This window comes from Phycisphaerales bacterium (assembly GCA_040221175.1).
Taxonomy (GTDB): Bacteria; Planctomycetota; Phycisphaerae; order Phycisphaerales; family UBA1924; genus JAHCJI01.
The window spans coordinates 317,600-331,544 of sequence record JAVJVK010000001.1 but is presented as its reverse complement, the minus strand read 5'-3'; the positions used below and the strand labels follow the sequence as shown (position 1 = coordinate 331,544).

Annotated in this window: 12 protein-coding genes; 4 read left to right on the top strand and 8 right to left on the bottom strand. The window is 67.5% G+C overall.

The window, feature by feature from the left end; genetic code table 11:
• Positions 1–112 precede the first annotated feature (112 nt).
• The 3 genes from RIE32_01400 to eno are packed head-to-tail and all read right to left on the bottom strand — an operon-like array spanning position 113 to position 3,036.
• Positions 113–1,159: a hypothetical protein gene (locus tag RIE32_01400; GenBank protein MEQ9094900.1), complete on the bottom strand. Its 1,047-nt coding sequence runs from the start codon at positions 1,157–1,159 to the stop codon at positions 113–115.
• The gene (locus RIE32_01395) at positions 1,156–1,731 is read right to left on the bottom strand and encodes an NUDIX hydrolase (GenBank protein ID MEQ9094899.1); all 576 of its coding nucleotides are present in this window, start codon (positions 1,729–1,731) and stop codon (positions 1,156–1,158) included. Before RIE32_01395 ends, RIE32_01400 begins: the two co-directional genes overlap by 4 nt.
• Complete coding sequence (gene eno / locus RIE32_01390; protein ID MEQ9094898.1) at positions 1,732–3,036, bottom strand: phosphopyruvate hydratase; 1,305 nt, start codon at positions 3,034–3,036, stop codon at positions 1,732–1,734.
• Between the two features lie 142 nt (positions 3,037–3,178).
• Here eno and RIE32_01385 point away from each other — a divergent pair, with 142 nt between their 5' ends.
• On the top strand, positions 3,179–3,937 hold the full coding sequence (locus RIE32_01385; GenBank protein ID MEQ9094897.1) for a PhoU domain-containing protein: 759 nt from the start codon (positions 3,179–3,181) through the stop codon (positions 3,935–3,937).
• Positions 3,938–3,983: 46 nt separating this feature from the next.
• Here RIE32_01385 and RIE32_01380 read toward each other — a convergent pair whose 3' ends face one another.
• From RIE32_01380 to hppD, 4 genes are all read right to left on the bottom strand, one after another.
• Positions 3,984–4,961 (bottom strand): hypothetical protein, encoded by a 978-nt coding sequence (locus RIE32_01380; GenBank protein MEQ9094896.1) that lies wholly within the window; start codon positions 4,959–4,961, stop codon positions 3,984–3,986.
• A gap of 36 nt (positions 4,962–4,997) precedes the next feature.
• Positions 4,998–5,195 carry a hypothetical protein gene (locus RIE32_01375; protein MEQ9094895.1) on the bottom strand — a complete coding sequence of 66 codons (198 nt, stop codon included), beginning with the start codon at positions 5,193–5,195 and terminating at the stop codon, positions 4,998–5,000.
• A gap of 31 nt (positions 5,196–5,226) precedes the next feature.
• On the bottom strand, positions 5,227–6,159 hold the full coding sequence (locus RIE32_01370; GenBank protein ID MEQ9094894.1) for a methyltransferase domain-containing protein: 933 nt from the start codon (positions 6,157–6,159) through the stop codon (positions 5,227–5,229).
• Between the two features lie 105 nt (positions 6,160–6,264).
• Positions 6,265–7,461 carry a 4-hydroxyphenylpyruvate dioxygenase gene (gene hppD / locus RIE32_01365; GenBank protein ID MEQ9094893.1) on the bottom strand — a complete coding sequence of 399 codons (1,197 nt, stop codon included), beginning with the start codon at positions 7,459–7,461 and terminating at the stop codon, positions 6,265–6,267.
• A 173-nt stretch (positions 7,462–7,634) separates the two neighbouring features.
• On the opposite strand from hppD, the gene RIE32_01360 reads away from it, so the two are divergent.
• Positions 7,635–8,573 carry an MBL fold metallo-hydrolase gene (locus RIE32_01360; GenBank protein ID MEQ9094892.1) on the top strand — a complete coding sequence of 313 codons (939 nt, stop codon included), beginning with the start codon at positions 7,635–7,637 and terminating at the stop codon, positions 8,571–8,573.
• A 598-nt stretch (positions 8,574–9,171) separates the two neighbouring features.
• Here RIE32_01360 and RIE32_01355 read toward each other — a convergent pair.
• Entirely contained in the window at positions 9,172–10,968 is a 1,797-nt protein-coding gene (locus RIE32_01355) for a hypothetical protein (protein ID MEQ9094891.1), read from the bottom strand.
• A 177-nt stretch (positions 10,969–11,145) separates the two neighbouring features.
• Here RIE32_01355 and RIE32_01350 point away from each other — a divergent pair, with 177 nt between their 5' ends.
• Together RIE32_01350 and RIE32_01345 are read left to right on the top strand one after the other, a co-directional pair.
• On the top strand, positions 11,146–12,528 hold the full coding sequence (locus tag RIE32_01350; GenBank protein ID MEQ9094890.1) for a GC-type dockerin domain-anchored protein: 1,383 nt from the start codon (positions 11,146–11,148) through the stop codon (positions 12,526–12,528).
• Between the two features lie 446 nt (positions 12,529–12,974).
• Entirely contained in the window at positions 12,975–13,706 is a 732-nt protein-coding gene (locus tag RIE32_01345) for a hypothetical protein (GenBank protein MEQ9094889.1), read from the top strand.
• Positions 13,707–13,945: the final 239 nt, after the last annotated feature.

Sequence of the window (13,945 nt, the reverse complement as noted above, 5' to 3'; positions counted from 1 at the left end):
GCGCCCGGTCGCCTCGCATGTACGTTCGATCGTGCAGGCCCATCGTGCGTTGGTCCGTCCTTGATGCTGTCCACTGAAACGAATCGACCAGTTCGTAGGGCCATCCTATGGCCTACCCGGCTCGATCCTGTCGCTTCTTCTGGGATACGCGGTCGAGGAACTTCCGTTCGCGCGGGGTGAGCGAGCCCATACCCTCTTCGGCGATCTTGGCCAGCAACGTCTCGACCCGGGCCTCTTCCTGCTGTCGCTTGCGGATCGCGGCCATCTGCGACCGCGTCGGGCGCTTTCGCTGCGGTCGCTCATCTTCGGATGGATAGGCGGCCGCGTACTGGGGCTCGAAGCCCATCATCTTCAGTCCCTGCTTTTGCTGCCAGCAGCTGAATCCGCCAAACAGGGCAATACCGAACAACAGCATCTCGCTGAAGGCAAAGGCCACGATCGTAAGCACCACGGCCGCCGCGATACCAATGTTGCAGGTGATCCACAGGCTCTTCTCGTAGCCCAGCTTTCGCCACAGCAGGCTCTGCACCACCCGGCCGGCGTCCATGGGGTACATGGGCACCAGCATGTTAAAAGCAAGCAGCACGGCGTTGATGTAGTGCAGCCAGAAGACCGTCCACGTCAGGTAGGCTCCTACGGGGATGCCGGCGACGTCGAACAGCAGCCTGCTGCTGGTGGGCCAGTTGGGCACGAAGGGGTTGAACACCACGTTGCGCCAGTCGCCGGTGATCGCCAGCACCGCGAGCCCCAATATGGGCAGCAGCACGGCGTTGACGCCCGGCCCACCCAGCACGGTGATCAGTTCGGCCTTCCATTGATGCGGCGGCCGGCAGAACGCCAGCCCACCCAGCGGCCAGAGCATGATCTCGTCGGCCTCGCCCTCGACCCATCGGCAGGCAAAGCAGTGGCCGTACTCGTGCAGCAGCACCAGACCGAAGACGCTGGTGAGCATGATCAGCGTGGGAGCGAAGCCAATCGAGTCTGGCGAGAGCGAGCGGATGAGCCAGATGAGCACGAAGATGATGAAGATGACGTGGAGCTTAACGGTAATGCCCCACAACCGATAGAGCGGCACGGCCCAGCGCATGGGGTTGTCGCCCTCGCCGAAGACGCGGGCCAGCCAGCTGCGCGGGCCGTTTCCCCGCCAGTGCTCGCTCACTCGCGCCCCCCCAGCAGGCCCGCCGCATGGGCCCGTACGATGGGGATCACGCTCTTGGCGTCCTGCAATCGGCCGTCCTCGATCATCCGCAGCGCCTCGTCGGCCTTCACTTCATGGACCTCGATGTGCTCGCCCTCGTCCAGGTCCTGGCCCACGTGGGTCAGGCCCCGGGCGATGAACACGTGCATCACCTCGTCGGTCATGCCCGGCGTGGTGTAGAACCGGCCGGCGGGCTCCAATGTTGCAGCCTCGTATCCGGTTTCTTCGATCAATTCGCGCCCGGCGCAGGCCATTGGCTCCTCGCCGGGGTCGATCGTGCCAGCGGGGATCTCCCAGAGCGTGCCGCCCACGGCCGGCCGCTGGTTGCGGATCATGATCAGCGTGGCGCAATCGTGCTCGGTCGCCTCGGTGAGGATCGGCAGGATGGCGCAGGCCCCGCCGTGGCGGACGACCGCCATCTCGCGCGTGGCATCGCCATCGCCGGGCAGCGTCAACAACTCGACGTTGAACTTCTTGCCCTCGTAGATGACCCGGGTGTCGATGGGCTGCGGCGTTGTGTCGGACCCGCCCACTTATGCTTTCCCGGCGGGCTGTCCGGCGAAGAGCGCGCTGCTTCCCAGCTCCTGCGCGATCACCAGCAGCCGGTTGTACTTGGCGTTGCGATCGCTACGGCAGGGGGCGCCGGTCTTAATCTGCCCGCAGTTGGTGGCCACGGCCAGGTCGGCGATGGTGCTGTCCTCGGTCTCGCCCGATCGGTGGCTCATCACGGCCCCGTAGCCGTTGCGCCTCGCCAGATCGACTGCCTCGAGGGTCTCGCTGAGCGTGCCGATCTGGTTGGGCTTGACCAGTATCGCGTTGGCGCAGCCCTCGTTCAATCCGCGCTGGAGGAACTTGATGTTCGTGACAAACAGGTCGTCGCCCACGAGTTGGACCTTGCTACCCAGCCGCTCGGTCAGCTTCTTCCAGCCGGCCCAGTCGTTCTCGTCCAGGCCGTCCTCGATGCTCCGCACCGGGTAGTTGTCGCACCAGGTTGCCCAGGTGTCGATGAGTTCGTCGCTGGTGATGATCGCCTGGTCGCTCTTGAACCGCTTGTAGCCTTCCTTCTTGTCCTTCTTCGCCTCGTTTGCCAGTTCGCTGGCGGCGGGGTCCAGGGCGATGAAGATTTGCTGGCCCCACGAATACCCGGCCTTCTTGGTGGCCTTCTCGAGGTACTGCAGCGCCTCCTCGGCGCTCTTGAAGTCGGGCGCGAAGCCGCCCTCATCGCCCACCGCCGTGCTCAGGCCGGCCTCGTGCAAGAGCCCCCTGAGCGCGTGGTAGATCTCCACGCCCGCGCGGAGCGCCGTCTCGAAGTCGTCAAAGCCCCAGGGCTGGACCATGAACTCCTGGAAGTCCAGGTTGTTGTCGGCGTGCTTGCCGCCGTTGATGACGTTGAGCATGGGCACAGGCAGCGTGCGCCCGCCCGCCCCGCCCACCGAGCGGTACAGGGGAAGCCCCGCCTCGGCCGCCACGGCGTGGGCCGCCGCCAGCGAGACGCCCAGGATGGCGTTGGCCCCCACCGAGCCCTTGTTGGCCGTGCCGTCGGCGGCGAGCATGGCGTGGTCCAGCGACGCCTGGTCGCGGGCGTCCAGGCCGATGATCGCCGGGGCGAGCTTCTCCCCCACGTTGCGGACCGCGGCGCTGACGCCCTTGCCCCCGAAGACGCTCCGGTCGCCGTCGCGGAGTTCCACGGCCTCGTGCTCGCCCGTGCTGGCCCCGCTGGGGACCATCGCCACCCCAACCGCCCCGCCGGCCAGCTCGACGGCGACGCGGACGGTGGGGTTGCCACGCGAATCGAGCACCCAACGGGCGCTCAGGCTGTCGACGCAGAACTCGTTCATGGGCGCGGGGACTCCTCTGGCCGGGGTCGAAATCGGGCCTTGGGGACAGGCTAGGCCCTTCCTGGACGGTATCCTCTTGCTATCGGTCCCCCGGCCCCGCCGCTTGCTCCGATGCCGTCGTCACGAACCTGGGAGTCGTTCCATGCCCAATAGCTTCGCCGATCGCCTGGACGCCCTGGCCGCCCGCATCATCGATCAGGGCGAGCTCGTGCTGCAGATGGTCGAGGGAGGCTTCGACCACCTCTTCGCCCCCGGCCAGGACGGGCTGGACGCCCTCAAGGCCGCCGAGGATGCGGTCGACGCGGCCGACGTGGGCATCGAGAAGGCCGCCGTCACGCTGCTGGGCGACGCGACCGACGTGGTCGAGGGGCCAGCCGCCCGCGGCGGGGTCGATCGCCTGCCCGACGCCGACCTTCGCCGGCTGCTGACCATCGTGAAGGTCAACAACGAGCTGGAGCGCATCGCCGACGCGGCGCTCGCCTGCGCCACGCTGGGCCAGCGATTGGCCGACGCCGGTTCTTCACCCCCCACGACCTTCCGCGTGCTGACCAACAGCGTGGTGGGCATCGTGCGCGACGCGATGCGGGCGATGGGCTCGCGCGATGCGCGGCTGGCCAGGGTCGTGCTGCAGAGCGACGAGGCGGTCGAGGCCTTCAAGGCCGCCCTCATGCGCGAGTGCGAGGCCAAGCTGCGCGGGGGCGACCTGGACGCCACCGCCGCGTTCCTCCTTCTCGAGATCGCAACCACGACCCACGCCATCGCCGAGCACGCGGCCAACATCGCCGAGCAACTGCTCTACCTCTACACCGGCACGATCGTGCGTCACGTGGAGGGCCGGTGGCAGGAGGTTGAGGTTGGGGGAGAAGCAATGCAGAGACGAAGAGACGAAGAAACGAAGTGAAGAGGTATCTACTGAGGCCTAGGCGTGGAATTCAACTTCGATCGCGCTACTCGGCCGGGATCGCCGCCAGCACGCTCGCGCCATCTCCTTCGAGCACCAGCACCCGCAAGCGCCCGCCGCGGTCGCTGATCTCGCTGACGTGGACGCAGCCCCTGGGGCCGATCGCCACGCCGATGGGCGACCAGCCGCGGTCGCTGGCGTAGATGGTTTCGACCGCACCCTCGGGCGCGATGCGCATGACGCGTCGCCCGGCGAAGTAGGTCACCAGCACGTTGCCATCCCCGTCGGTCGCCAGGCCGTAGAGGCGGTTCCACGTCGTCTCGGGGCCCGAGCGGAAGGGCGGGTCGGCGGGGTCGGCGTCGATGAGGCTCGGGCCCCGCGTGGTCACCGTGCACGCGCCGTCGCCATCGAAGGCGATCCGACGCACGCGGTCGCGGTCGAGCAATAGCACCGAGCCGTCGGGCATGGGCCGCATGTTGACGATCATGCGGAAGGTGGCTTCGTTGCCCGGGCCGTCGAGGTACAGCTCGCCCGCGAGCGCCCCGGCGATGGTGCGGACGCGCGAGCCATCGTGGTCGTCGGCATCGCGCCGGCGGATGATGGCGCGCCACCGGCCGTCCTCGCCGCGCACGGTGTGGGCGAAGACGACCGAGCCGTCGGCCATGCGGGCGAACGCGCTGGATCCGAAGCGTCCACGATCGGGCGGGGCGGGGATGAGGACGCGCCGCTCGCCGTCGGGCGCCAGCGTGCGGAGCGACTGGGGCGCCTGCTCGGAGCCGGTGTGCTCGCGCTCGTAGACCAGCGTGCCGTCGGATTCGAGCTGGAACTCGTGCGTCCATGAGTCAAGCACGGCCGGGCCGATCGAGCCGTCCGCCGCGATCCGCCAGATGGTCTCGCTGCCCACGTCGGCCAGGTACACGGCGCCATCGGCGGCGACCTCGAGCCCCGAGCCGGGGTGGGGAGCGGCCGACAGCGGCAGCAGGCGAAGGACGCTCAGGATGATCGCAGCGGATGCGGCTGGCATGGCGGGCCTCCGCGAACAAGGACGCGCCGGACCGGCTCAGCCGTCGGAAACGAACAACACGAGCACCCCCGCACCCGCGGCAACGAGGCCGCCGCCGACCAACAAGGCCCGAGCCGCCTTGCTGCCGAACAGCGCCGACCGCACCCGATGGGTGGGCAACTTCTCCATCGCGGGCCACGCGAAGATCCCCAGAGCCGCCGCGACCAAGCCGCCGATGATGAGGACGAGGCCCATGAGGGACGCTATGCGACTCGATCCGCGGGCGTCAGTCCAGCACGATCAACAGCGGCAGCACCATCAGCACGATCACCGCAGCCAGGGGCAGGGCCCAGTCGGCGTAGCCCCAGAACCGCGCCAGGGGGCCGGGGTTGTGGACCCGCTCGCCCGCGGCCGGCTTGCGCGCCGCCAGGTAGACCTCTTGCCCGAGGCTGGGAAAGAGTGCGCCCCAGAGCTGGTTCAGGCGGATCCACCAGCCGTGGTTCTCCAGCGGGCTCCTGGTCTGCCGGATCGCATGCGAGCCGGTCATCATCTCGATCTCGAGCCCCGCGTGCTGGCACAGCGTGCGCCAGGCGGCGGGGCAGAACTTGCGCACGTGGCCCCAGTGGCGGTTGCGGCCCCGGCGGTCGCGCTCGATGAGTTGCTTCGTGCGCACCTTCGCGATGGGCGTGGGGCCGACGGGCGTCCCCGCCAGAAACACACCGCCGGGCTTCAGGATGCGCGCGACTTCCCTGGCCGGGCCCTCGACGTCCTTGAGGTGCTCGAACACGTGCAGGCACACGACCGCGTCGGCGGTGTTGTCGTCAACGGGCAGCGCCTTGAGGAAGTCGCACGCGTGGGTCTGGTCGTACTTGGAGGCCACCAGCGAGGGGTGGTCGAGGTTGCCGTCCAGGCCGATCCAGCGGATGTTCGTCGGTGCGCCGTCTTCACCCTCGGTGAACCGCTTCATCCACCCGCGCTCGCAGCCCAGGTCGACCACGACGTACTCGCGCCCCTGCCTGGCGGCCTCGCGGGCGCCGTCCTGGATGGCCCGGGCCGCCCACCAGTAGCGCTGCAGCCGCAGGCTGTACCGCGCGCTTCCGATGTGCTCGGTGAGGCCCTCGTTGGGCTCGGTGAGGTCGACGCTGGTGCGGTAGTCCATCAGCGGCCAGTGAAGGAAGGCGAGCTTGGAGATGGACTTCTTCGCGGAGGTGGTTTTCATGCGTGCATCCATGCGCGTGCCGTGAACAAAAACTCAGACCGATGGGATGGGCAAAAAGATGCCCCGCATGGGCGGGGCGCGAAAGCGTCCGTCCAGGAGCGGTCCCTACAGATTCCCCCGCTTCTCCTGCTCCAGCTCCAACGCCTCGAACAGCGCCTTGAAGTTGCCCTTGCCGAAGCTCTGCGAACCCCTGCGGCTGATGATCTCGAAGAACAGGGTCGGGCGGTCCTGGAGCGGCTTGGTGAACAGCTGCAGCAGGTACCCCTCGTCGTCGGCGTCCACCAGGATGCCCAGGTCCTTGATCTTCTCGTGGTCTTCCTTCACCGCCTCGTGGCCGTTCTCGGTGAGCATGGTGTTCACGCGGTCCCAGACCAGCTCGTAGTAGGTGTCCGGCAGGCTCAGGAAGTCCACGCCGCGGCGGCGAAGCTCGGCGACCGAGTGAAGCTCGTCGTCAGTGCGCAGGGCCAGGTGCTGCACGCCCGGCGTCATGCTGTGCCACTCCAGGTACTCGAGGATCTGGCTCTTCTTCTTGCCCGGGGCGGGCTCGTTGATGGGCATCTTGATGAGGTTGTTGCCGCTGGCCATGACCTTCGACATGAGCGCGCTGTACTCGGTCGAGATGTCGGCGTCGTCGAAGTGCTTGAACATCGCGAAGCCCATCACCTTCTCGTACCACTCCACCCAGTGGTTCATCTTGCCCTCTTCGACGTTGCCCACGCAGTGGTCGACGAAGCGCAAGCCGCAGGGATGCTGCTTGTTGTAGTCGTTGAGCGCGAAGTTGACGTACGTGCGGAAGCCCGGGGCGAACTCGCCGCCGCTCTTGATCTTGTCGAGCGCGTACGCCCCCTCGCGGCTGACGAAGCTGTGCACCGAGCGGCCGTAGGTCTTGATGCCCGCCATGGTGACCGAGCCGTTCTCGTCGCTGTAGGTCACCGGCTCGTAGGCGCTCTCGCCGCCGTTGCGCAGCACCTGCTCGTAGGCGGCGGTCGCGTCGGCGACGGTGAGGGCCACGTCCTTCACGCCGTCGCCATAGGCCCGCAGCTCGTCGTTGATGGGGTCATCGGGCGTCAACGGGGTGGTGAGAAGGAGACGGATGTTGCCCTGGGTCAGCAGGTAGTCGGCCGTGCGCCGGCTGCCGGTGGTCAGGTCCGAGACCTGCTGCACCTGGAAGCCGAAGAGCTGGGCGTAGAAGACGGCCGCCTGCTTGGCGTTGCCGACGTAGAAGCGGACGTGGTCGATGTCGATCAGGTCGAGCGGGTCGACGACCTTGCTCGAGCTGGTGCTGGTGGCGGCGGAGGTCATGGGAAAGTCTCCGTGATCGGCTCACCCCGCGCCCGGTGGGCCGGCCACGCTCGCCGGATCGATTGCCCGGGTCTACGCGAAGGCCGGCCGATGCGGGAGGCCGCGTCGGGGCATTATACGCGAACGGGCCGGAATCGGATGAATCCCCGCCCCGCGGGCGTTAGGCTTGTGTGATGGCATCCGACGACACGCCCCGCCGCGGTTTCTGGCGCTCGGCCCGGGCCCTGGCCCGCCAGTGGACGCCCATCGTCGCCGAGCGCGTCCGCGAGCGGACGGGCCTGGGCGCCCCCAGCGAGCCCATGGCCCCCGCGGGCTCGCTGCCCGACCGTGATCAATGGGAGGCGGCGACGTTCGGCGCCTTCTGGTTCGGCCAGGCGACGTCCATGCTGCGGGTCGGCAACCAGACGATCCTGACCGACCCCCACTTCGCCGAGCACGCCGGCGTCGGCCTGCGCGGCAAGCCGACGGGCCGCCGCCGCTCGATCGCCCTGCCCGCGACCGTCGACGACCTGCCGCCGATTGACGTTCTAGTCCTCACCCACGCCCACATGGACCACTGGCACACCCCGACCCTCCGCCAACTGGTCCGCCCCACCACCACCGTCGTCGTCCCCAAGCACACCCGCAAGCTGCTGCCCGATCGCGGCCGCGGCTTCAGGCACGTCATCGAGCTGCGCTGGCAGGAGACGGAAGATTTGAACGGCTTCAGCGTCACCGCCTGGCCCTGCAAGCACTGGGGCGCGCGGTACCTGATCGACCGCTTCCGCGGCTACAACGCGTACGTCATCGAGGACGACACCCGCAAGCTCCTCTTCGCCGGCGACACCGCGGATACCGACGCGTTCGATTCACTCGCGGACGAATCGAACCCCATCGACACCGCCATCCTGGGCATCGGCAACAGCTACGAGCCCTGGGACGCGGTGCACGCAACTCCTGAGCAGGCCGCCGCCATGGCCCAGCGCATGGGCGCCGCCCGCCTCATGCCCATCCACCACAGCACGTTTCATGACGCCGTGGAGCCGGTGGGCCAGCCGCTGGAGCGGCTCAAGAAGATCTGGTCGCCGCGCGAGACGATCTGCGAGGGCGTGGGCGAGGTGCACCTGGAGTAAGAGAGCAATGGGGACCGGGCACCAGGCAATGGGTCCGGATACGTGGAGCTTGGCCCCTGCCAACCCATTGCCCATCGCCTATTGCCCATTGCCCACCCACGGGCTAGCCCGCATATGAACATCGACCTACCCAACGTCGAACCGCAGCCGTACCACCGTCCATCATCGGTCCCGGAAGCACCAGCGTCGGAGGCGGATGCACCAGGATCCAGGGCCGATGCAGGTGCTCCCAGGGCGGATGCTGGTGCTTCCAGGACGGATGCAGGTGCCCGGAAGGCCGATGCAGCAGGGTCCAGGGCGGATGCGGCTGCCAGGAACGCGGATGCAGCAGGGGCCAGGGCGGATGCTGGTGGGTCCGGGGTGGATGCAGCAGGGTCCGAGGCGGATGCTGGTGCCGGGAAGGCCGATCAAGCCCCCGCCGGGGCCGATCGGGGTGCGGGAAAGCCCGGCGCGGGTGGGGTTGGGGCCGATGAGGGGCGCATGTCGTGCCGCCACGCCACGCCCCGGTGCGCGCATCCGCTGCTGCGCCCACGGCACGGCCATGACGCAAGCGGCCCGCACGTGCGGGCCGCTCCTGAGAGGATGATGGCCCCAGCCGTTACGGCCCCGTCGCTGCGTCGTAGGCGTCATGGTACAAGATGGCGTCGGTCGCGTCGGTCGTGCCGTCGGTGTTCATGTCCACGCGGCGGGCGCCGGCGTTGAACAGGTCGTTAAACATGGCCATGTCGTAGAGGTCGGTGCCCTCATCGAAGTTGAGGTTCGAGTTGCCGCAGTTGAACACGCTCTGGAAGAGCCACACGTCGCGCCGATCGAGCACGGTCGGGCCGTCGGCGACGTCGTGGACCAGCGTGTGTACCGACCAGAACGAACAGCCCGTGACCGGATCGGCCTGCATCTCGGCGAAGTCGGCCCACGCGTTGGCCGAGCCCGTGTAGGCGTAGGACGGGCCCGTCTTCACGATCACCTCGCTGTTGGGCACGATGCCGTCGTAGGTGCTGTTGAGAGTAACGCGCCGCACCTGCGGCCAGGTGTTGGCGTCGGAATAGGTGTACTCGATGTAGGCCACGCCCTGCTCGGTCACGCCGATGACCGGGTGGTAATGGTCGCCGGTGGTGTCGCCGTGGTCGATGCGACCGACGGCGTCGAAGGTGGGGTTCCAGCTCGTGGTCTCGAAGTTGGTCAAGTCCGGATCGATGACGTACCACTGCACGACGAGTTGGTCGACGGGCGTGCCGTCATCATCGGGGTTGACCGCGTGGGCGGCGAAAATGCGCGGGTCGTTGTTGGCGTCTCGCACCAGCACGGCGGTATGGATGTGGCCCTCGGGGACCGGTGGGCTCCAGCCGCTGTCCGGCGTGCGCGGGTTAGGGCCGGAAATATGGTAGTGGTCTGCTGCGTCGCCGAGGAGGATGTCCAGACTGGCCCCGACGGTCTTCTGGCGGACCTGCCAGTCCGGGTCGGGCTCCAGTTCCTCGTCCCAATACAGCCCGCAGAGGCGGATGCCCGTGCTCACTCCTGAGATGTCGTCGGGGTCGTTGATGAAGAAGGTCTTGTTCTCGAACTGCTCGAAGGGTTCCTGCACGGACATGTAGTACGTCGACCGATCTTCTTCCAGCTCGTCTCCGTCGAACCGCACGAACGTGATGTCCGACTCGTCCGGGCGATCGCCCGCGAGGATGGATTTGGTGGCTCCGTCGTGCGTCCTGGGGATGATGGTGAGCGTATTCGCGTTGTCTGGAAAGCCGAACGCTCCCCAGGACGCGATGATCACCGCACGCTCGTCGAACGCGAGGGTGGGACGATCGGCGAGCCTGATGTAGCCGGTGTGCCCGGGTTCGCCCTGATACGGAAGCAAGGCCGTTGAACGCAAGTCGAATGGCTCGCCATCGCGCACGGTCGGCGGCGACGCCGACGCGTTGCCGGTGAAGTAGAACCAGTGGTCGCTGCTGAAGTCGTCGATCGTGCCGTTTTCGAGCCTCGAGACCGCCATGTGGATGCGGGCCATGCTCCCTCCGCCTGCGCTGGATGGGTCTCGTGTGTTGTCCTCGCTGTAGATCATCCACAGGCGGTTGTCGATCGGGTCGTAATCGACCTGCGGATCGAAGAGGCGGCCGTAGGTGGCATCGAACTTCTTGAACGGGAAGTTCGAGGTGTCGCCCACCTGGAAGGTCGCCAGGGGCGAGCCGCCCGTGCGCGCGAACAGTGAGACACTCATGTTGCTGGTGACCACCACCGCGTCGGCGTTGACACCGATGCCCGCGTCGGTGGCCCGCCAGCCCTCCGTCTCATCGTCGTCGGTGGTGAAGGCGGTCTGGTGCACCTGGGCGTGCAGCGGCGTGGCCAGGGCGGCCAGCAGGCCGATCGCGGCGGGGCCAAGGGTCGTGCATGTTCGCATTTGTCGTTCTCCGTTTCCTTGCCAGGGTGGATGGTCATCGACGAGACAATGTACCCGAGACCCCCGCCACGGCACAAGGCCATTTTGGGGTGGCTAGGCATGATGTCGCAAGATCGACACAATGCAATACCTGCAAGTTGCCTTGCATTGACCCGGCGTTTCGGTCATACTGTGGGCATGGGACGACCTATCGCCATCCTGCCCTCCATCGCCTGCCTTGTGCTCATTTCGGGTTCGGCTTTCGCCCAGTGCGATATCGAGCGGCTGACGCCGCCGGTGGGGCCCAACGGTGGGGACTTTGGAAACCGAGTAGCCTTTCATGGCGAGAGCATACTCATCGCCGACCGTTCGGCGGCGACCTTGTGTCCGGTTGTTTTTGGATGCGGAACCGGGGCGGTGTATTTCTTCCAACTCGTCGCTGGTCAGTGGGAGCGCGTGCAGCGCATCTTGCCGGACGACGTCCAGGCCGGGGACTTCTATGGATCGTCCATGGACCTTCGCGACGACAGGCTCATCGTCGGTTCTTCGAGAGCTGATTTGGCCGGCCCGGAGACCGGCGGGGCATATATCTACGACTTCGACGGCGCGCAGTGGGTCGAGACCGGACGGATACCGTCGCCCAGGCCCCGGGCGTTCGCCGGGTTTGGCCGCCAGGTCGTCATCGAGGGCGGTGTCGCCCTCGTGCAGCAGGGAGGGACGCTGTATGTATACCAAGAGCAGATAACGGGCCAGTGGGTTCTCAGGGACGAGTTGGTGTCGCCCGATGGCGAGGGCGGCTACTTCGGCGGACACTCGAACGCCCTGACCGACGACTGGCTATTCGTGGGGACGCCATTTGACGACAGCATCGCCGTGAACGTGGGCTCGGTGTACGTCTTCCGGCGCGACGGGCCGACCGACTTCGTCTTCCACCAGAAGATCGATGCGCCCGATCCGGGCCGGACCCCGCGGTTCGGCTCGTCCATCGCGACCGAAGGCAACGACCTGTTCATTGGTGGTCCGACCGCCGATGGCGCTTTCGAGGCGGAGGGCGCAGTCTTTCACTTTGAACTGGTCGATGGGCTGTGGGTGTTGCGCCAGGAGATCACTCATGATGATCATCCGGACCGGGGCGACTACTTCGGCAGCGCAATCTCACTACACGGCGACACACTGGCCGTCAGCGCCCACCTGAAGCGCACGCCCACGACGTTCGGCGTGGTCTACGTCTTCGAGCGCGGCGTCGACGGCCAATGGTCACAGCGAGCCCGACTGATCCCTGAAACGCTCTCCTCGCCCTTCGGCGTTGCCGTCGCGACCAATGGTCGCCGGATCGTGGCCGGCGCGGAAAACGAGGGGGTTGAAGGTTCTCCGTTGGGTGCGGCCCACGTCTTTGATCTCACCTGCTACCTCTGCCCCCCCGACCTCGACGCCGACGGCGCGCTCACCGTCTTCGACTTCCTGCTCTTCTTCAACCTCTTCGACGACGGCGACGCCCAGGCCGACTTCGACGGCGACGGCGAGCTGACCATCTTCGACTTCCTGGCCTTCCAGACGGCCTTCGACGCGGGGTGCGCGTAAGAGGGCAATAGCCGCCGGGCAATGGGCAATGGGGTCGGAGCGGGGGCGTGCGTCCGTTCTGGGACCCATTGCCCATTGCCTCGTCCCCATTGCCTGCGCAGCATCGCCCGCGTGCTCACGCAGCGCGGCTCGGCCGGGATCCTCTACGGAGTAGCCCCGCCATGGCGTGGCCCCCCGCGGAGCGGGTCCCATCACGAAACGGCCCTGACGGTCTCCCAGGCCGCACCCGCGGCGTGATCGGACGCTCACCGCCAGAAAGTGTCGCGATTTCGTGGCCGACGGCTGGAGTGGATCGCGGATCGCGGCGATGACCCTTTCGAGCCCGGCGGCATTCGCTCGAACGAATCGAGCGGCCGACCGAGCACGGACATGGGGGCGGGCCACCGGGCGCGTCGCCGCAACGAAAGGGCATACCAATGCCACGGATTCCGAACGACGAGGCCGGGATGATCAGCTGGGCCGCCTACCACCTGGCCCTGTGGGCCGGGCAGGGCGTGGCCCCGACCATCGGCATGACACCCGAACAGGTGGCGGCCGCGCAGCTCGAGCTGGACCAGGCATCCGCGGCGCTCCAGGCCGCGGAAACTATCAGGGCGCAGAGCCTGGCAAAAACCCAGGACAAGGACCAGAAGGTCGACGCGCTCCGCGGCACACTCGGCGGCCTGGTCACCCAGGTCGACGGCTTCGCCAAGGCCACCAAGGACCAGAGCGTGTACGCCAAGGCCCAGATCCCCGAGCCGGCGCCCAAGACGCCCCGCAGCGAGGCCGACACGCCCAGCGACCTTGCGACCCAGAGCCAGACCGACGGCTCGGTGCTGGTGACCTTCGAGGCCAACAAGGGCCCGGGCACGGTCTTCCTGCTGCAGCGCCAGGTCGTCGGCGAGGGCGGGACCATCGGCGACTGGGCCGACCTGGCCACGCTGAGCGACAAGCAGTTCCTCGACGAGAATGTGCCCACCGGCATCCGCCAACTCAACTACCGCGTGCGTGCCCAGACCACCAACGGCGTGCTCAGCCCGTGGAGCTTCCCGGTGCCCTTCTATCTGGGGACTGGCGGCGGTTCGGGCGCCACCGCCCGGGCCACGACGGGCGCGAAGCCCGATGGCGGCGTCACCATCGAGGACGCACAGGCCCTTAAGGACGCCCAGACCGCCAAGGGCAAGGGCCAGGCCGGCTGAACCGATCAGGAACGAGCGATCGTGCGATTGCGATGCGGCGGATGGGCATGGGACCGTCCGCCGCGTTGCATTCAGCCCGGGTCGATGCGAGCCGATATACTCTCGCCATGGCACGCCCGGTTCTCTTGACTACGACCACGACGACCACCCCCGCGAACCGCCCCCGCGGCTAGCCTCGGCGTGCCCACACACGATTCCCGAGCCCGGCCGCACGGCCGGGTTTTTGTTTGGCCATCCCC

Coding starts and splice junctions, on each gene's coding strand:
- RIE32_01370 (MEQ9094894.1), bottom strand. CDS start 6,159: ATGAAAACCACCTCCGCGAAGAAGTCCATCTCCAAGCTCGCCTTCCTT.
- eno (MEQ9094898.1), bottom strand. CDS start 3,036: ATGAACGAGTTCTGCGTCGACAGCCTGAGCGCCCGTTGGGTGCTCGAT.
- RIE32_01345 (MEQ9094889.1), top strand. CDS start 12,975: ATGATCAGCTGGGCCGCCTACCACCTGGCCCTGTGGGCCGGGCAGGGC.
- RIE32_01355 (MEQ9094891.1), bottom strand. CDS start 10,968: ATGCGAACATGCACGACCCTTGGCCCCGCCGCGATCGGCCTGCTGGCC.
- RIE32_01350 (MEQ9094890.1), top strand. CDS start 11,146: ATGGGACGACCTATCGCCATCCTGCCCTCCATCGCCTGCCTTGTGCTC.
- hppD (MEQ9094893.1), bottom strand. CDS start 7,461: ATGACCTCCGCCGCCACCAGCACCAGCTCGAGCAAGGTCGTCGACCCG.
- RIE32_01380 (MEQ9094896.1), bottom strand. CDS start 4,961: ATGCCAGCCGCATCCGCTGCGATCATCCTGAGCGTCCTTCGCCTGCTG.
- RIE32_01360 (MEQ9094892.1), top strand. CDS start 7,635: ATGGCATCCGACGACACGCCCCGCCGCGGTTTCTGGCGCTCGGCCCGG.
- RIE32_01375 (MEQ9094895.1), bottom strand. CDS start 5,195: ATGGGCCTCGTCCTCATCATCGGCGGCTTGGTCGCGGCGGCTCTGGGG.
- RIE32_01385 (MEQ9094897.1), top strand. CDS start 3,179: ATGCCCAATAGCTTCGCCGATCGCCTGGACGCCCTGGCCGCCCGCATC.